This window comes from Roseomonas sp. F4 (assembly GCF_053891155.1).
In genome coordinates this window covers 561,740-577,964 of record NZ_JBSSHK010000001.1, presented here as the reverse complement: position 1 = coordinate 577,964, position 16,225 = coordinate 561,740, and the positions used below count along the sequence as shown (strand labels likewise).

Sequence of the window (16,225 nt, the reverse complement as noted above, 5' to 3'; positions counted from 1 at the left end):
GCCGCGGTCAGGCCGCGTCGCCAGCCGTCATCAGGCCAGGATGCCCATGATGTCGGACTCCTTCATGATGAGGAGCTCCTCACCATCGAGCTTCACTTCCGTACCGGACCACTTGCCGAACAGGATCTTGTCGCCGGCCTTCACGTCGAGCGCGCGGAGCTCGCCCTTGTCGTTCAGCGTGCCGGAGCCGACGGAGACGACTTCGCCTTCCTGCGGCTTTTCCTTGGCAGTGTCGGGAATGATGATGCCGCCCTTGCTCTTCTCTTCAGCCGCGAGGCGGCGGACGAGAACGCGGTCATGCAGTGGACGAAAGCCCATGGACTTCTCCTGTCGCTTCCAGTGATTGGCAAGCTCTTCCGGAGATAACAGCGGCCAGCGAACCCGATCTCGGCGTCCGTTAGCACTCCCCCCAGAGGAGTGCCAGCGATGTAGGCCAGTCATCTTTCTTCGTCAAGTCTCGGCAGCACTCTCGGATTGCGAGTGCTAACGAATTGATTGTGAAGGTTTTTCTTGCGCTTCCTTAACCCCTTCGTGGCAAGCTGACGGTGCCTGGCGAGGATCGCCCGGCATGTCGCGCAAGGATTGACCCCACAGGGTCAGGAAGGAGCACGATGCAGCTCGAAGGCCTGGAACGCTTCGCCCGTCTCGCCACCCTCCCCGATTGGCACCTGACCACCGCCGAGATCCTGTACCACATGCCGGACCATCCCGGCCTGTTGCAGAGCTTCATCTGGCAGAAGCACGACCTGGCGCCGAGCTTCCCCGCGCTCGGCCGGTTCCTCGCCTTCTGGCAGCGGGAGATCGAAGGCCCGCTGCATTCCGTCCGCGTCGCCTCCTCCGCCCTCACCCGCCCGGCGGAGCTGCGCTATGCGGGGGGTCAGTTCATCCTGCACTGAGCGGGCGCTACAGCTCCGGCAGGGCCTTGGTCAGTTTCGCCTCGAATTCGCTGGCCAGGCCCTTGCCGAGCGGCGTGTTGTAATGCGCCTTCCAATAGGCACCCATCGCCTTCACATCGCCAGCCGCCGGCAATTTGCCCGGCGCGCGGCGATAGCGCAGCCTGGCCATCACCGCGGCGTAGATATGGTTCTCAACCATCAGCTCGGCCTTCGGGTGACCGCTGGCCAGCCCGGCGACGGCTCGCGCCCTGGCCGCCAGCGCCTTGCGGAAGTCGAGAAAATTCACCCAGATATCGTCATGGGTTGTGGGCTCCATCTGGAAGTAGCCGACGGCTGGGCCGCGCGTGCCATCCCTATTGGCCAATTGCCGCAGATGCTTCAGCCCGCTTTCCTGCAAGGCGGTGCCGAGCAGCAATTGCCGCGCAGCCGTCGTCGCCTCCGGATCATCGAGCGCGATCGCCGCCAAAGCGGGGTCGATCACCTTCTGTGCGAAGCCTTGGACCGTCCAGACTGCATCCGCCATGGCGCACCTCCCTGCGACAGGGCGGCACAGTGGCAGAGAATAGGAAAATAATCAAGAAACCGTTTCAGACCCGCGCGTATCCGGCGGCGCATGACCCGCATCCATCAGCCGGCCCACAATCGCCCGCCGCACCGGGGCCAGCGCCGCCCCGGCACCGATCAAGGCGGCCCGCGCCAGCCGCGCCGGTGCGCGATCATCCGAATACAGCCGCGCCACCGCATTGGTCGCCAGGAACAGCGGCAGCGTCGCTCCCCGATGCGCCGCGGCGTAGCGGAACAGCGCCGGGACGGCCCCGGGATCCTCGGCGCGGCGGATCTCCCGGGCCAGCGTCTCGGCCCCCGACAGGCCAAAATTGAAGCCATGCGCCGTCACCGGATGCATCCCCACCGCAGCATCCCCCAGCAGCGCGAAGCGCCGGCCGGCGAAGCGATGGGCATAGGCTGCGACCAGCGGATAGGCATGCCGTGTGCCCGCCAGCTCCATGGTGCCGAGCCGCGCCGCATAGCGCCGCGTCACCTCCGCGCCGAACGCCTCCGGCGTCATCGCCATGGCGGCCCGCGCCTCCGCCGGCGGCAGGGTCAGCACGACGGAGGACATCGCCCCGGTGAGCGGCAGCATGGCGATGGTCTGGCCATGGCCGAACCACTCGGTGGCCACGCCCCCATGCGGCAGGTCATGCGCCACCCGCGCGACGATCATGGTCCGCCCGAAATCCAGCATCGCCGCGCCGATCCCGGCCAGGCGCCGCGCTTCCGAGAAGCGCGAATCCGCCGCGACCACCAGCCGCGCCGTCACGGCCTCCCCGCCCTCCAGCGTCACCGTGGCGCCCTGCGCCGCCAGCGACAGACCGGTGACGGCCCGCCCGGCGACCAGCCGCGCCTCGGTGGTGGCGGCCGTCTCGAACAGGGCGCGGCGGATCAGATGGTTCGGCACCAGCCGGCCGAGCGGCTCCCCTGCCCGCCCCGGCGCGAAGCGCAAGGTCAGCGGATTCGCGCCGTTCAGCACCTTCGCTTCCCGCAGCGGCGCCGTCCCGGCAGCAGGTATGCGCATCCAGGCGCCCAGATCGCGCAGAATGGCCTGGGACCGGTGGGTCAGGGCGATCTCTCGCCCATCGAAGGCGGGTTCGGCGATGGCAGCTTCCGGCGCGCGTTCCAGCAGCGTCACGCGCAGCCCGCTGCCGGCGAGCGAACAGGCCAGCGCAAGCCCGGCGGGGCCAGCCCCGATAATGGCGACATCCGTGTCCATGACGCCTCCTTTCACCCCAGGCGAGCTGGGTCGTCCTTGATGCGGCGCAAGTCGCGGGTCAGCTTTCGTCATCCAGCGCCCGAGCCGCCCGGTGCCGCCGCAGCAGCCAGAGGCCGAGGCCGAAGGACACCGCCAGCAGCGCCGCCGCCAGCCCGAGCTGCCAGGCGCCCTCCACCCGGATGCCCTTGCCGAGCAGGGCGAAGACCACCGTCTGCGGCAGGTAGCCCAGGGCGGAGCCGGCCAGGAACGGCCCCGCCGCCAGCCCAGCCATGCCGCCCAGAAGGTTCAGCGCCAGGTTGTTCCCCACCGGCAGCAGCCGCAGCGCCAGGGTGGCGGCGAAGGGCTGCGCCCGCAGCGTGTCGCGCAGCGGCCGCAGCCGATGGCCGAAGCGCCCGGCCATCCGCCGCTCCGCCCAGCCCCGGCCCAGCAGCCGCGCCCAGTAATAGGTGGCGGCGCAGCCCAGCAATTGCGCCAGCAGGCCCAAGGCCGTGCCCAGCAACGCGCCGAAGCCGTAGCCGCCGAGAAAGGCGATGCTCTGCCGCGGCACGCCGGCGGCCGTCAGCGCGGCGCCCGCCAGCACGAAGATCAATTCGCCCCAGAGGCCCTCACCGCGGATTTCCCGATCGATCCAGCCGGTGCCTGGCACGCCACCCATCTGCCGCAGCAGGGCGCCGGCCGCCAGCAGCCCGGCGGCCAGCAGCAGCAGTTTGGCGATCGAGCGCCAGCTTGGCGGCATGCTCAGCCCAGCGGCGGCGCGGGCGTCACACGCTCCGCCCGCGGCCGCTTCCAGCGGCGCTGCAGCCAGATCACACCCAGCATGTCCGAAATGCTGACCAGCAGCCGGTCCAGCGTGCCGTAATTGGACTGCCCGCGGGTGCGCGGCCGGTGGTTCACCGGCTCACTCACCACCCGCCCGCCGGCCCGCAGCACCAGGGCCGGCAGGTAGCGGTGCATATGGTCGAAACGCGGCAGGTCCAGGAATAGGGCGCGCGGAAACACCTTCAGCCCACAGCCGGTATCGGGCGTCGCATCGCCCAGCAGCCGGGCGCGGATGGCATTGGCCCAGCGGCTGGTCACCCGCTTCACGCCGCTGTCCTTGCGCTTGGTCCGATGCCCGGCCACCAGCAGATCCGCCTGCCCCTGGGCGCGGGCCCAGAGTGCCGGGATATCCGCCGGGTCGTTCTGGCCATCGCCATCCAGGGTCGCGATCCATTCAGCCCGCGCCGCCAGCACGCCGCTGACCACGCCGGCCGACTGGCCGCAGGACCGCGCATGGCGCAGCACCACCACCGGATAAAGCGAGGCCGCTTCCGTCAGCCGGGCCAGCGTGTCGTCGGAGGAGCCGTCATCGACGCAAACCACCTCATAGGGCGTGCCCGCCAGCGCCTGCGCGATCTCCTCGATCAGCGGCAGGACATTCGGGCCTTCATTGCGCATCGGGATGACGACGGAGATCAACGGCGTCGCGACCAGGGGGCTGGTGCCACTGGCGTGCTGGGACGGGGCCGGATCGGCATGGGCAGGCCGCTCCGGCCTCTGGGACGGGTCGGGGGCCATGGGGCGCGGGGTAGCAGGGGGCGCCGCGGGCGGCAAGCCGGGCCTCCCTCCCCACGCCGTGCGGCGCGGGATGCTGCACAAAGGCGCAACGCCACCTATAGTCATGGCCATGCCCTTCGACCCACCTCCTCCGCCCCGCACCGCTGACCAGCGCAGCGCAGCACGCGCCATCGCCTTCTGGCTGCTCGGCGTGGCCGGCCTGGTCTGGATCATGGTGGCACTCGGCGGCGCCACGCGGCTGACCGGCTCGGGCCTGTCCATCATGGAATGGGCGCCGCTCTCCGGTACCCTGCCGCCGCTAAGTGAGGCGGAGTGGCAGCGGCTCTACAACCTGTACCGCACCATTCCGCAATATGAGCTGGTGAATCGGGGTTTCGGCATCGAGGGCTTCAAGCGGATCTTCTGGCTCGAATGGGCGCACCGGCTCTGGGGGCGGCTGATCGGCCTGGCCTATGCGGCGGGCCTCGCCTGGTTCTGGCTGCGCGGCCGCATTCCGCAGGGCAGCAAGGCGCGGCTGCTCGGCCTGCTGGCGCTGGGCGGGCTTCAGGGCGCGGTTGGCTGGTACATGGTCGCCTCCGGCTTCGAGGCTGATCGCACCGCCGTCTCGCCCTACCGGCTGGTGATCCATCTGGGCCTGGCGCTGCTGATCTTCGCGGCCTTGGTCTGGACCGCGCTGGGCTTCCTGAGGCCCCTGGGCGATGCGCCGCGAGCGGCACGGCCGGCGCGGCGCATGCTGAAGGTGGCGGTCTGGACCCTGGTGGGCGCCATGCTGGCGGGCGGCTTCGTCGCCGGTATCCGGGCCGGGCTGACCTTCAACACCTTTCCGCTGATGGATGGCCAGCTGGTGCCCGACGGCTACTGGCTGCTGTCGCCGGCCTGGACCAACCTGACCGCCAATGTCGCCGCCGTGCAGTTCAACCACCGCCTGCTGGCGACGCTGACCGCGCTGTTCGCCGCCGGCGCGGTCTGGGCGGCGCTGCGACGCCTGCCGCCGGGCTTCGCGCGGCGATCGGTGCTTGGCTTCGGCGCCGCGGTCGCCCTGCAATATGGGCTGGGCATCGCGACGCTGGTGCATGTTGTGCCCGTGGGGCTCGGCACGCTGCACCAGGCCGTGGCGGTGCTGGTGCTGACCACGGCGCTGGTCGCGCTGCATGCGCTGCGGCCGGCGGTGGCCAGGAACCCGTGACGGACGGGGCCGCACCGGCGGACCCACTGCCCGCATTGCTCGCGGCGCTGCCGGTCGCGCTGACGGTCTATGACGCGGACCAAAGGCTGGTGCTGGCCAGCGCCGCCAGCCTCGCCTGGCACGGGCTGGATCCCGCCGCGACACCGCCCGGCACGCCCTTGGCCGATGTCGTCGGCTTTCTGGCCTGGAATGGCGCCTATGGGCCGGGCGACCCGGCGCAGATCATCCGCTCCGTGCTGGCCATCGACCGGTCGCGCCCGCATGTCCGGCTGGTGCGCAGTCGCAATGGCCGGGTCGGGCTGACGGAAAGCCAGCCGCTGCCGGATGGTGGCTTCCTGACCTGCACCAGCGATGTCACGGCCCTCAGCCGGGCGGAGGCGGAGTCCAGCGCCCGCGCGCGGCTGCTGGAGACGGTGCTGACCCGGCTGCAATCGGGCGTGGCGGCCTTCGGCGCGGACCTCACCCTCTCCGTCTCGAACCCGGCTTATGAATCCCTGGCGGGCCTCTCGGCGGGCGGCCTGCGTCCGGGGATGGCGCATCGGGAGATCCTGAACCTTCTGCTCGAACGCGGCGAGCTGGATGCGGAGGAGGTGGCCGCGGAGGCCCTGCGCGTGTCGGAACGGCATTTCGAGCCCGGCACCCGCCAGCGCATCCGCGCCAATGGCGAAGTCCTGCGCATCGGCAGCCAGCCGCTGCCGCCCGGCGGCTACATGATCGAGCTGAACGACATCACCGCCCTCAAACGGGCGGAGGACGAGGCCAGCCATCGCGCCGCGCTGCTCGACGGGGTGCTGGAAGCGCTGCCGCATGGCGTCTGCGTCTTCGGCCCGGACCGGCGCGTGGCCCGCTTCAACAGTGCGTATAACAGGATCATGGCGGGCTCCCCCATCGCGCGGGGGGAGTTGCTGGAGGATCTGGTGGCCCGGCGCCTGACGGAGGGCGAGTTCACCGCCGACGAAGCCGCGCTGGTGCTGCGCCGCCCCGCCGAGGCCGGGACCGGGGCGTCCGGGCTGCTGCGCCATCTGCGGCCGAATGGCACGGCCGTGGAAAGCCGCGTCGCGCCCCTGCCGGATGGCGGCCATATCAGCGTGCTGACCGATGTCACCGCCCTGCACCGCGCCGAATCGGAGGCACGGCACCGCGCCACGATGCTGGAGGCGATGCAGGGTTCGATCCGCCAGGGCATCTGCATGTACGGCCCGGATCACCGGCTGCTGACCATCAACAGCCGCACCGCCGCACTGATCGGGCTGCCGGAATCCTTCCTTCAGCCCGGGCGCGCGGTGCATGAGGTGCTGGATGAGCAGGTCCGGCGCGGCGAGATCACGCCCGAAGGCGCCGCCCGCGCCAAGGCTAATGATCGCGGCAAGTCGTACAGCTACCATCGCACCAGGCGCGACGGCCATGTGATCGAGGTCACCTCCGACCCGATGTCGGATGGCGGCTTCGTCATGACCTTCAGCGACGTGACGGAGGAATACCGCATCCGGGCGGAGCTGGAGCGTGCCCGGGCCGCCGCGGAGGCGGCCTCCGAGGCCAAGTCCCGCTTCCTGGCCACCATGAGCCATGAGTTGCGCACGCCGCTGAACGCCGTGATCGGCTATTCCGAGGCCATGGTCGGTGAGCGCGACCGCGGGCGGGTGGAGGATTATGCGCGCTGGATCAACGAGGCCGGGCGCCACCTGCTGCTGCTGATCGACGACATCCTGGATGTGGCGCGCAGCCAGACCGGGGCGCTGGCCGTGACGGAGACGCCGGTGGCGCTGGAACCGCTGCTGGCGGGCGCCAGCGCGGCCATCGGGCCGGAGGTGGAACGCGCCGGGCTGACGCTCGCGACGGAGGTGCCGGAGGGCCTTCCGGCCTTGCGCAGCGACGCCAGGCGGCTGCACCAGTTGCTGGTGCATCTGCTGTCCAATGCGGCGAAGTTCACCCCGGCCGGCGGCCGCATCACCCTTTCCGCGGGGGTTTCCTCCGAAGGCCTGGCGATCCGGGTCGCCGATACCGGCATCGGCATCGCCTCTGAGGATCGGGACAGGGTGTTCGAGCCTTTCACCCAGGTCGACAATTCCCTGTCCCGCCGCTTCCACGGCTCCGGGCTCGGCCTGTATCTGGCCCGCACCCTGACCGAGGCCCTGGGCGGCACGGTGCAGCTGGAGGCGCCCGCCGGACCCGGCACCGTCGCCGTCCTGCGCTTTCCGGCCGACCGGCTGATCCCCATCCCGGGGAATGGGGTGGCGAAGTCCACCTCCGGCGCCCCATATGCCGACCGTACTCCTTGAAGGACCTGCCGTGACCGACGCCCTGGCTGCCACCGATGCGCTGTTCTTCGCCCGGCTGGACCGCGCGGAGGCCGAGCGCCTGACCCGCGCCGCCACCGCCGGCGCGGAGGACGGCGAATTGTTCCTGGAACACCGTGAGAGTGAGGCGATCACGCTGGAGGACAGCCGCATCCGCTCCGCCAGCTTCGACGTGACCAGCGGCTTCGGCCTGCGTTCCGTGGCGGGCGAGGCCGCCGGCTATGCCCATGCCGCGGAGATCACCGAGGCCGCACTGGGCCGCGCGGCGGAGACGGTGAATGCGGTGGCCGCCGGCCATTCCGGCACGCTGGATGTCGGCCCGCGCGCCACCAACATCCGGCTCTATTCCGAGCTGAACCCCCTCTCCGCCATGGATTTCTCCGCCAAGACGGAGATGCTGGCGGAAATCGACGCCTATGCCCGCGCCCGCGACCCGCGCGTGCGCCAGGTGATGGCCTCGATCTTCGGCGAATGGCAGGCGGTGCAGATCCTGCGCCCGGATGGCTCGCGGGTTGCCGACCTGCGCCCGCTGGTGCGGCTGAATGTCTCGGTCGTGGTCGAATCCAACGGAAGGCGGGAGACCGGCAGCACCGGCACCGGCGGCCGCTTCGCCTATGAACGGGTGCTGAACCAGGCCACCTGGAAGGCGGCGGTGGAGGAAGCCCTGCGCCAGGCACTGCTGAACCTCGACAGCGTTCCGGCGCCGGCCGGGGAGATGGAGGTGGTGCTCGGCCCGGGCTGGCCCGGCATCCTGCTGCACGAGGCCATCGGCCATGGGCTGGAAGGCGACTTCAACCGCAAGAAGACCAGCGCTTTCGCCGGATTGCTCGGCCAGCGCATCGCCTCCCCCGGCGTCACGGTGGTGGATGACGGCACGATGCCGGATCGCCGCGGGTCGCTGAGTGTGGATGACGAGGGCACCCCCTCCGGTCGCACCACGCTGATCGAGGACGGCATCCTGGTGGGCTTTCTCCAGGACCGGCAGAACGCCCGGCTGATGGGCGTGGCGCCGACCGGCAATGGGCGGCGGCAATCCCACGCGCACATCCCGATGCCGCGCATGACCAATACCGTGATGCTGAACGGCGACCGCGACCCCGGCGAGATTTTGGCCAGCGTAAAGCGCGGCATCTACGCCGTGAATTTCGGCGGCGGCCAGGTGGATATCACCTCCGGCAAGTTCGTGTTCTCGGCGTCGGAGGCCTATCTGATCGAGGACGGCAAGATCGGCGCGCCGGTGAAGGGCGCGACGCTGATCGGCAACGGGCCGGATGCGCTGACCAAGGTGGCGATGGTCGGCAATGACATGGCGCTGGATGCCGGCATCGGCACCTGCGGCAAGCAGGGCCAGGGCGTGCCGGTTGGCGTGGGCCAGCCGACGCTGAAGATGACGGGACTGACGATCGGCGGCACGGCCGTCTGACGTCAGCCCACTTGGTCAGGCGCCGCCGGGCAACGGCGCCTCCGGATGCACGAGGCCCGCCTGGCGCAGGTCGCGCCAGAACTCGGCCGGCACCGTCTCCTCCAGCGCGGCGCGGTCCTCGGCGATGCGACCGGGCCGGCTGGCGCCCGGAATCACCGCGGCCACCGCCGGATTGGCGAGCGAGAACTGCAGCCCGGCCGCCTTCATGCTCACGCCATGCCGCGTCGCGATCGCCTTGATCCGCGCCACCTTGTCCAGGATGGCGGGCGGCGCCGGCGCATATTCGAAGTTCGGCCCACCGACCAGCGCGCCGGAGCTGTAGGGGCCGCCGACCACGATACCGAGGCCGCGCGCCGCCACCATGGGCATCAGCCGCTGCAGCGCCAGGTCGTGGTCGAGCAGCGTGTAGCGCCCGGCGAGCAGCGACCCATCCGGCCGCGCCTCCTCCAGCCCCAGCAGCAGCTCGACTGCCTCCACCCGGTTCACGCCGAGCCCCCAGGCCTTGATCACCCCCTCATCCCGCAGCCGGTCGAGCACCTGGAAGGCGCCGGTGCGTGCCTCCTCGAACTTGCCGATCCAGGCGTCACCATAAAAATCCTGCGCCAGGTCATGCACCCAGACGATGTCGATATGGTCGGTGCGCAGGCGCTTCAGGCTGTCCTCGATCGATCGCAGCGTGGCATCGGCGGAATAGTCGTTGACCACGCGGTTCGGCCGGCCGTGCTTGAAGACCTCGCTCTTCTCGCCCTGGTCGCGGGCGCTGACATCCTCGACCTCATCGAGGATGACGCGGCCGACCTTGGTGCTGATGACGTAATCGGCGCGCGGCTTGCCGGCCAAGGCCTCGCCCATGCGCAGCTCCGCCAGCCCGGCGCCGTAGAAGGGCGCATTGTCGAAGTAGCGGATGCCGTCGGCCCAGGCCGCCTCGACGGTCGCCAGCGCCTCCTCCTCGGGAATGGCGCGGAACATGTTGCCGAGCGGCGCCGAGCCGAAGCCGAGCTTGCCGGGTAGAATATCCTTGAGCGCCATGGAGCTGTCCTTGTGGTTCGGGGGCTGTCGCGGGGGCAACGCATTCAACCCCGGTAAGTGCGGCCGTGCCTGAGGGAAGTGATCGGCCCGGGCGCGATCAGCCCAGTTCGATCCCAAAGGCCTGCCGCAGCCCCGCCTCCCCGGCCCGCGTCACCAGCACGGTGCGGGAGGCTGGCACCCGCTTCACCCAGCCGAGTTCGAAGCACCGCGTGCAGAGCGCCGCGCCCAGCCCGCCGGCCAGATGATGGCGCCGCTCGCTCCAGTCCAGGCAGGGCTTGCAGAAGGCGCGGCGGGAGGCGTTGGACTGGGGCGTGATGCCGAGGCTTTCGAGAAAAGCCTCGCCCGCCGCCGTCACCGCCCCGCCATCCGTCGCCAGCTCCACCTGCCCCCGCGCCGCCATGGCATCCGCGATCGCCACGCCCAGCCGCCCGGCCAGGTGGTCGTAGCAGGTGCGGGCATTCCGCATCGCGGCGTCGGCGGGGCCGATGCGGCGCGGGCGCGTGGGGGGCGGCGCGGCGCCAGCCACCATCATGATCGCCTCCAGCATCCGCGCCACGGCCGGCGTCGCCAGGCGGTGGTAGCGGTGCCGGCCCTGGCGCTCCATCGCCAGCAGCCCGGCCGCCGACATGCGGGCCAGATGGCCGCTGGCGGTCTGCGCGGTGATGCCGGCGACACTGGCCAGCTCCCCCGCAGTCAAAGCGCGGCCATCCATCAAGGCGTTCAACATGCTGGCCCGGGCCGGGTCGCCGACCAGCGCGGCGGTCTCGGCCATGGCGGCGTTGCTGGACATGGCGGCCTCCCTGGATGGATCGGCATTATGGGGGCAACGGCGCCCGGCATGCTTCGGTCTGGACCGAAACATGGTCTCGCCGCGTCACCACCGCCAGCAGGGTTTCGCGACTTCCCGCGCCACCATGCCTTCCGTCAGGCCCAGGTCGTGCCGCAGATGCGGGCAAAGCGCGCGCAGGTCCTGGCGGCTGCGATGGCGCTGCGCGCAGCGTGCGATCCAGTCCAGCACCGGGCGCCACAGGCGAAGGCGGCGGGCCGGACGGGCGACCGCTAGGGGCTGGGCGAGGACATGCATGAGGCGGCTCCCAAAAGGACCTCGGCATGCTGAGGTGGCGACGCGGCTGGGTGCTTCGGGCGCGGCCGAACCGCGAAGCTTCGGCGCGGACCGCAGCATGCCTCGCAGCCACCAGGGCAAGATGCGGCAGGTTGGAAAAGAGCCCTGATGTCCCCGTCCCCGCACCCCCCATCCTCCCCCTTCCGCGGCTGGCGCGTGGCCTGGGCGGCCTTCGTGGTCGCGGTGCTGGGTTGGGGTCTGGGCTTCTACGGCCCGCCGGTTTTCCTGCTGGCGGTGCAGCAGGCGCGCGGCTGGCCGGTGGCGCTGATCGGCGGCGCCATCACCTGCCACTTCCTGGTCGGCGCCGCCGTGGTCGCCTGGCTGCCGGCGCTGCATGGCCGGCTCGGCGTCGCCGGCGGCACCCGGCTCGGCGGGGTGCTGGCTGGGCTGGGCGTGCTGGGCTGGGCGCTGGCCGCCGAGCCCTGGCAGCTTTTCGCCGCCACCCTCCTCAGCGGCGCCGGCTGGGCGCTGACCGGCGGGGCGGCGATCAATGCCATGGTCGCACCCTGGTTCACCCGCCGCCGGCCGGCGGCGCTGAGCCTCGCCTATAATGGCGCCTCGGTGGGCGGGGCGCTGTTCTCGCCGCTCTGGGTGGCGCTGATTGCCGGACTTGGATTCACGCAGGCGGCCCTGCTGCTGGGCGGCGTCATGGCCGGGATGCTCTGGTGGCTGTCCGGCCGGTATTTTGCGGCCGGTCCCGAAGCCTGGGGGCAGCAGCCGGATGGCCTTGCGGCACCCGCCGCCGGTCCGGCGCCGAAACCCGCGCCGACCCTGCCGGGCGCCAGGCTCTGGCGCGACCGCCGCTTCGTCACGCTGGCGCTGGCGGCGGCCCTGTCGCTCTTCGCGCAGATCGGGCTGATCGTGCACCTGTTTTCCCTTATCGCGGCGCCGCTGGGGGCGCAGGCGGCGGGCTTCGCCGCGGGGCTGGCGACGGGCTGCGCGATCCTCGGCCGCAGCCTGATCGGCTGGCTGATGCCGGAGGCGGCGGATCGGCGCCACATCGCCGCCGCCAATTACGGGGTGCAGGCCGTTGGGTCTCTGCTGCTGCTGGCCTCCGGCGGCACGCAGATCCCGCTGCTGCTGGCGGGGCTGGTGCTGTTCGGGCTGGGGCTGGGCAATGTGACCTCGCTGCCCCCGATGATCGTGCAGCGCGACTTCGCGACGGGCGATACCGCCCGCGCCGTGGCGCTGGTGACCGCCTGCGGCCAGGCCGCCTATGCTTTCGCCCCGGCCGGCTTCAGCCTGCTGCGCGATGGCAGCGGATCGCCGGCGCTGTTTCTGGCCGCCGCCGCCTTGCAACTGGCGGCCGCGGTGGTGGTGCTGGCGGGGCGGCGGCGCGGCAGCTGAGGATCAGACCTCCGCCGCCACATGCCGCGTCAGCGCCGCCGTCCACTGCGCCGAATCACCATCATGGGGGCTGGAATCCGGCTCCAGGATCGCCAGCGGCAGGCCGGTGCGATGGGCGTCGGCGCTGACCCGGCTGGCATAGGCGACGAACAGGAAGCTGTTTCCAGTCGGGCCGAAGGTGGAGTCCACCGCCGCCACAACCGCCCGCATCCGCTGCGCCGTCAGGCGAAAATCCATCGGCTGCGGGGCCTGGTCCGGCACCCGGGCCAGGTTGTTCTGGGTGTTGGACAGGATGAACAACCGTCGCGGCAGCGCCCGCAGCGCCAACAACCGGTCCCAGCGCCGTTGCAACCGCGCGGAGAGCGTCGTGAAGCCCGCCGCATCCGCCATGTTGTCATGCCACAGCCAGATGCCGTGGCGCAGCCAGAAGGGTCTTTGGGTCATCAGTATCTCGCCTGGCCCAGGCGGCACCCGCACCGGCCCGCGCAGCCAGCGCGCCACCGCGCCCGGCGGGGCCAGCACCCAGTCCAAAGGCAGGGTGCGCAGCTGCATCGTCGGGTCCAGCCGGCGGCACAGCAGCTCCGCATTCAGGCTGATATGCCGCGCCGTCTGGCAGGAGGTGCCGAGGCTGACCACTGCGGCCCTTTCGCCGATCAGAGACATGCGCGGCGATCCTTCCCGTGGCTTCCCTTTTGGCCAGTTTGCGCGGAGAAGGAAAGCGGGGGCCAACCCCCGGGGGAGCAAGCCAGATGACACCGCGCGGTCGCCATTTCTTCGCCAATCCGGGTCCGACCAATATTCCGGACAGCGTCCTGCAGGCGGTCAGCCACCACACGGTGGACTTCAACGGCCCCGATTTCCTCGAAGTCTATGATGCCTGCCTCGAAGGCCTGAAACGGGTGCTGCGCACCGGCCAGCACCTGTTCATGTACACCGGCACCGGCCACGCCGCCTGGGAAGCCACGCTGGTCAACCTGCTCTCGCCCGGCGACCGTATCCTGGTGATCGAGACCGGCCATTTCTCCGAACATTGGGGCAAGATGGCCGCCGACCTCGGCATCGAGGTGCAGACCCTCGCCGCCGACTGGCGCCTCGGCCTGGATTACGAGACGCTGCGTGCGGCGCTGACCGCCGACAAGGACCACGCCATCAAGGCGGTCTGCGCCGTGCATAACGAGACGTCCACCGGCATGACGCTGGACCTGCCGCGCATTCGGGCGATCCTGGACGAGACGGGCCACCCCGCGCTGCTGCTGGCGGATATCATCTCCTCTCTCGGCTCCATCGAGTTCCGCTTCGACGATTGGGGCATCGATGCCGCGGTGGGCGGCAGCCAGAAGGGGCTGATGCTGCCGGTCGGATTCTCGTTCACCGCGGTGTCGGAGAAGGCGATGGTGGCCCACAAGGCCGCCACCTTCCCAAAACACTACTTCAACTGGACCACCATGCTCACCCGTCGCCACCGCAGCTTCATCGGCACCGTGCCGATCGCGCTGTTCTATGGGCTGCGGGAGGCGCTGCGCCTGATCGAGCAGGAGGAAGGCCTCGACAATGTCCTGGCCCGCCATGCGCGCCTGGCCGAAGCGACGCGGCGCTGCGTGCGGCACTGGTCCGGCAATAACGGCCCGCAGCTTTTCTGCCTGTCGCCCGAGCGCGTCTCCGATTCCGTCACCTCCGTCCTGATGCCGGAGGGGCATGATGCGGAGGCGCTGCGCAAGCGCGTCGGCAGCATGAATGTGGCCCTGGGTACCGGGCTCAGCCGGCTGAACGGCAAGGTCTTTCGCATCGGCCATCTGGGCGATCTGAACGAGCCGATGTTGCTGGGCACGCTGGCCGCCACCGAGATCGGCCTGCGCCTGCAAGGCGTGCCGCACAGCCCCGGCGGGGTGGAGGCTGCGATCGCCTATCTGGCGGAGACCGCTCCCTGATCCGCCCCGCCACCCTGGCAGAGGCCCCTGCCCTCGCCGCGCTGGTCGAGCGCGCCTATGCGCCCTGGCTGCCGGTGACGGTCAGCAGGCCGTTGCCGATGGATGACGATTACGTGGCGCGCTGCGAGGCCGGCGAGGCCTTTGTCCTGTTGCGTGACGGCGGGTTGGCCGCGCTGATCGTGCTGGTGGACGGCCCCGGCCATCTCTGGATCGACAATGTCGCGGTGGAGCCGGCGTTCAAGGGCCAGGGCCTCGGCCGGACCCTGATGGCTTTTGCCGAGGCGGAGGCGCGGCGCCGGGGCCTGCCCGAGTTGCGCCTGCTGACCAATGCGCTGATGGCCGCCAACATTGCCCTCTACACCCGCCTCGGCTTCGTGGAGACGGAACGGCGGACGGAGAAGGGGCGCGCCCGCGTCTATATGGCGAAGCCACTTTCGGCCTGAAGCGCCACACCCAGGCTCGCCAGATCGCGCCAGTAATCAGGGTAGGTTTTTGCCACGCAGCCCGGGTCCAGGATGGTCACGCCGGGCACCATCAGCCCGACCAGCGCCAAGCTCATCGCGATGCGGTGGTCGCCATAGGTTTCGATCCGCGCGGGCTGAAAGGCTTCCCGCGGCTGCGGCGTCACCAACAAATCGTCGCCCAGTTCCACCGCGAGGCCGGGGGCGAGGCGCGACAGCTCGGTGGCCATGGCCGCCACGCGGTCGCATTCCTTGACCCGCAGATTGGCGATGCCGGTGAAGCGCACGGGCGTCGCGTTGAAGGCCGCCAGCGCCGCCAGGGTCGGCACCGCATCCTGCATCTGCGAGCCTTCGATCTCCGCCGGCAAATGCGGGAACAGCCGGATCAGCGCCTGCGCCTGCGCATCCGGCTGGGTGAAGTTTTGCGTGCCAAGGTCGATGGCGCCGCCGGTCAGCACTTCGGCGGCCCAGAGATAGGTCGCGGCGGAGGCATCCGGCTCCACATGCAGATCGGCGGCGCGATAGCCGCCGGGCTGCACCACCCAGGCGGCGCTTCCTTCCTGCGCCACCACCGCACCAAAATGGCGCATGGCGGCCACCGTCAGGTCGATATAGCCGCGCGCGCCGATCGCATCGCCGGCCAGCGAAACCCGCACCGGCTTCTCGCCGCATGCGGCCAGCATCAGCAGGGCGGAGACATATTGGCTGGACAGGCCGGCATCCACCGTCACCGCCTCGCCCGCAAAACCGCCGCGCCCGCGCACCGTCACCGGCGGGCAGCCGGTGGGGGCGGACGCCTCCACGCCGAGGGTGGCCAGGGCGGCCAGCAGCGGGCCGATCGGCCGCTTCTGCATATGGGCATCGCCGGTCAGCACCACCGGCCCATCGGCCAGCGCGGCGGCGGCGGTCAGGAAGCGGGTGGCGGTTCCGGCATTGCCGAGGAAGACCGGCGCCTCCGGTGCCCGCAGATGGCCGCTGCCCGTCACCACAAAGCCGGTCGCATCCGGCTCCTCCACCGTCACGCCCATGGCCCGCAGCGCATTGGCCATGTGCCGCGTATCGTCGCTTTTCAGCGCCCCGGTGATGCGGCTGCTGCCGCGGGCCAGCGCCGCCAGCAGCAGCGCCCGGTTGGTGATGGATTTGGACCCCGGCGGCGCCACGCGCCCGCGCAGCGGATGCCCCGGCGGGGTGATGGTCAGCGCGGCCATCG

General features: G+C 70.8%; 17 protein-coding genes. 7 read left to right on the top strand and 10 right to left on the bottom strand.

What is annotated here, in order from left to right; translation table 11 throughout:
* Positions 1–30: 30 nt before the first annotated feature.
* Positions 31–318: a co-chaperone GroES gene (gene groES, locus ACVFYP_RS02730; RefSeq protein WP_499198588.1), complete on the bottom strand. Its 288-nt coding sequence runs from the start codon at positions 316–318 to the stop codon at positions 31–33.
* Positions 319–611: 293 nt separating this feature from the next.
* Between groES and ACVFYP_RS02725 the strand changes: the two genes are divergently transcribed.
* The gene (locus ACVFYP_RS02725) at positions 612–896 is read left to right on the top strand and encodes an usg protein (protein ID WP_499198587.1); all 285 of its coding nucleotides are present in this window, start codon (positions 612–614) and stop codon (positions 894–896) included.
* A 7-nt stretch (positions 897–903) separates the two neighbouring features.
* On the opposite strand, the gene ACVFYP_RS02720 is transcribed toward ACVFYP_RS02725, so the two are convergent.
* Genes ACVFYP_RS02720 through ACVFYP_RS02705 form a run of 4 tightly spaced genes read right to left on the bottom strand, consistent with a single transcriptional unit; the run spans position 904 to position 4,221 of the window.
* A complete protein-coding gene (locus tag ACVFYP_RS02720; RefSeq protein ID WP_499198586.1) occupies positions 904–1,419 on the bottom strand; it encodes a hypothetical protein in 516 nt (171 codons plus the stop codon).
* 51 nt (positions 1,420–1,470) lie between these two features.
* Positions 1,471–2,664, bottom strand: a complete 1,194-nt coding sequence (gene ubiM / locus ACVFYP_RS02715; RefSeq protein WP_499198585.1) for a 5-demethoxyubiquinol-8 5-hydroxylase UbiM — start codon at positions 2,662–2,664, stop codon at positions 1,471–1,473.
* A 58-nt stretch (positions 2,665–2,722) separates the two neighbouring features.
* Entirely contained in the window at positions 2,723–3,400 is a 678-nt protein-coding gene (locus ACVFYP_RS02710; RefSeq protein WP_499198584.1) for a TVP38/TMEM64 family protein, read from the bottom strand.
* A gap of 2 nt (positions 3,401–3,402) precedes the next feature.
* Positions 3,403–4,221, bottom strand: coding sequence for a glycosyltransferase family 2 protein (locus tag ACVFYP_RS02705; protein WP_499198583.1), 819 nt, complete (start codon positions 4,219–4,221; stop codon positions 3,403–3,405).
* 103 nt (positions 4,222–4,324) lie between these two features.
* Between ACVFYP_RS02705 and ACVFYP_RS02700 the strand changes: the two genes are divergently transcribed.
* The 3 genes from ACVFYP_RS02700 to tldD are packed head-to-tail and all read left to right on the top strand — an operon-like array spanning position 4,325 to position 9,127.
* Positions 4,325–5,407: a COX15/CtaA family protein gene (locus tag ACVFYP_RS02700; RefSeq protein WP_499198582.1), complete on the top strand. Its 1,083-nt coding sequence runs from the start codon at positions 4,325–4,327 to the stop codon at positions 5,405–5,407.
* Positions 5,404–7,686 (top strand): sensor histidine kinase, encoded by a 2,283-nt coding sequence (locus ACVFYP_RS02695; protein ID WP_499198581.1) that lies wholly within the window; start codon positions 5,404–5,406, stop codon positions 7,684–7,686. The genes ACVFYP_RS02700 and ACVFYP_RS02695 overlap by 4 nt, the downstream gene beginning before the upstream one ends.
* Positions 7,667–9,127 (top strand): metalloprotease TldD, encoded by a 1,461-nt coding sequence (tldD, locus tag ACVFYP_RS02690; RefSeq protein WP_499198580.1) that lies wholly within the window; start codon positions 7,667–7,669, stop codon positions 9,125–9,127. Before ACVFYP_RS02695 ends, tldD begins: the two co-directional genes overlap by 20 nt.
* A gap of 15 nt (positions 9,128–9,142) precedes the next feature.
* On the opposite strand, the gene ACVFYP_RS02685 is transcribed toward tldD, so the two are convergent.
* From ACVFYP_RS02685 to ACVFYP_RS02675, 3 genes are all read right to left on the bottom strand, one after another.
* Positions 9,143–10,156, bottom strand: coding sequence for an aldo/keto reductase (locus ACVFYP_RS02685; RefSeq protein WP_499198579.1), 1,014 nt, complete (start codon positions 10,154–10,156; stop codon positions 9,143–9,145).
* Between the two features lie 97 nt (positions 10,157–10,253).
* A complete protein-coding gene (locus ACVFYP_RS02680) occupies positions 10,254–10,946 on the bottom strand; it encodes an ArsR/SmtB family transcription factor (protein ID WP_499198578.1) in 693 nt (230 codons plus the stop codon).
* Positions 10,947–11,030: 84 nt separating this feature from the next.
* On the bottom strand, positions 11,031–11,240 hold the full coding sequence (locus tag ACVFYP_RS02675; RefSeq protein ID WP_499198577.1) for a hypothetical protein: 210 nt from the start codon (positions 11,238–11,240) through the stop codon (positions 11,031–11,033).
* Between the two features lie 147 nt (positions 11,241–11,387).
* Between ACVFYP_RS02675 and ACVFYP_RS02670 the strand changes: the two genes are divergently transcribed.
* A complete protein-coding gene (locus tag ACVFYP_RS02670; protein WP_499198576.1) occupies positions 11,388–12,626 on the top strand; it encodes an MFS transporter in 1,239 nt (412 codons plus the stop codon).
* A gap of 3 nt (positions 12,627–12,629) precedes the next feature.
* Here ACVFYP_RS02670 and ACVFYP_RS02665 read toward each other — a convergent pair whose 3' ends face one another.
* On the bottom strand, positions 12,630–13,289 hold the full coding sequence (locus tag ACVFYP_RS02665; RefSeq protein ID WP_499198575.1) for a DUF1796 family putative cysteine peptidase: 660 nt from the start codon (positions 13,287–13,289) through the stop codon (positions 12,630–12,632).
* Positions 13,290–13,375: 86 nt separating this feature from the next.
* On the opposite strand from ACVFYP_RS02665, the gene ACVFYP_RS02660 reads away from it, so the two are divergent.
* A complete protein-coding gene (locus tag ACVFYP_RS02660; RefSeq protein ID WP_499198574.1) occupies positions 13,376–14,554 on the top strand; it encodes a pyridoxal-phosphate-dependent aminotransferase family protein in 1,179 nt (392 codons plus the stop codon).
* A 98-nt stretch (positions 14,555–14,652) separates the two neighbouring features.
* Positions 14,653–14,997, top strand: a complete 345-nt coding sequence (locus tag ACVFYP_RS02655; protein ID WP_499198573.1) for a GNAT family N-acetyltransferase — start codon at positions 14,653–14,655, stop codon at positions 14,995–14,997.
* On the opposite strand, the gene ACVFYP_RS02650 is transcribed toward ACVFYP_RS02655, so the two are convergent.
* Entirely contained in the window at positions 14,970–16,223 is a 1,254-nt protein-coding gene (locus ACVFYP_RS02650) for a 3-phosphoshikimate 1-carboxyvinyltransferase (protein WP_499198572.1), read from the bottom strand. The genes ACVFYP_RS02655 and ACVFYP_RS02650 overlap by 28 nt on opposite strands.
* Positions 16,224–16,225 lie beyond the last annotated feature (2 nt).

What these genes read in the sequence shown, in the direction of transcription:
- ACVFYP_RS02680 (WP_499198578.1), bottom strand. Translation starts at nt 10,946, where the DNA reads ATGTCCAGCAACGCCGCCATGGCCGAGACCGCCGCGCTGGTCGGCGAC.
- ACVFYP_RS02705 (WP_499198583.1), bottom strand. Translation starts at nt 4,221, where the DNA reads ATGGCCCCCGACCCGTCCCAGAGGCCGGAGCGGCCTGCCCATGCCGAT.
- ACVFYP_RS02650 (WP_499198572.1), bottom strand. Translation starts at nt 16,223, where the DNA reads ATGGCCGCGCTGACCATCACCCCGCCGGGGCATCCGCTGCGCGGGCGC.
- tldD (WP_499198580.1), top strand. Translation starts at nt 7,667, where the DNA reads ATGCCGACCGTACTCCTTGAAGGACCTGCCGTGACCGACGCCCTGGCT.
- ACVFYP_RS02685 (WP_499198579.1), bottom strand. Translation starts at nt 10,156, where the DNA reads ATGGCGCTCAAGGATATTCTACCCGGCAAGCTCGGCTTCGGCTCGGCG.
- ACVFYP_RS02710 (WP_499198584.1), bottom strand. Translation starts at nt 3,400, where the DNA reads ATGCCGCCAAGCTGGCGCTCGATCGCCAAACTGCTGCTGCTGGCCGCC.
- ACVFYP_RS02720 (WP_499198586.1), bottom strand. Translation starts at nt 1,419, where the DNA reads ATGGCGGATGCAGTCTGGACGGTCCAAGGCTTCGCACAGAAGGTGATC.
- ACVFYP_RS02670 (WP_499198576.1), top strand. Translation starts at nt 11,388, where the DNA reads ATGTCCCCGTCCCCGCACCCCCCATCCTCCCCCTTCCGCGGCTGGCGC.
- ACVFYP_RS02665 (WP_499198575.1), bottom strand. Translation starts at nt 13,289, where the DNA reads ATGTCTCTGATCGGCGAAAGGGCCGCAGTGGTCAGCCTCGGCACCTCC.
- ubiM (WP_499198585.1), bottom strand. Translation starts at nt 2,664, where the DNA reads ATGGACACGGATGTCGCCATTATCGGGGCTGGCCCCGCCGGGCTTGCG.
- ACVFYP_RS02660 (WP_499198574.1), top strand. Translation starts at nt 13,376, where the DNA reads ATGACACCGCGCGGTCGCCATTTCTTCGCCAATCCGGGTCCGACCAAT.
- ACVFYP_RS02675 (WP_499198577.1), bottom strand. Translation starts at nt 11,240, where the DNA reads ATGCATGTCCTCGCCCAGCCCCTAGCGGTCGCCCGTCCGGCCCGCCGC.
- groES (WP_499198588.1), bottom strand. Translation starts at nt 318, where the DNA reads ATGGGCTTTCGTCCACTGCATGACCGCGTTCTCGTCCGCCGCCTCGCG.
- ACVFYP_RS02725 (WP_499198587.1), top strand. Translation starts at nt 612, where the DNA reads ATGCAGCTCGAAGGCCTGGAACGCTTCGCCCGTCTCGCCACCCTCCCC.
- ACVFYP_RS02700 (WP_499198582.1), top strand. Translation starts at nt 4,325, where the DNA reads ATGGCCATGCCCTTCGACCCACCTCCTCCGCCCCGCACCGCTGACCAG.
- ACVFYP_RS02655 (WP_499198573.1), top strand. Translation starts at nt 14,653, where the DNA reads ATGGATGACGATTACGTGGCGCGCTGCGAGGCCGGCGAGGCCTTTGTC.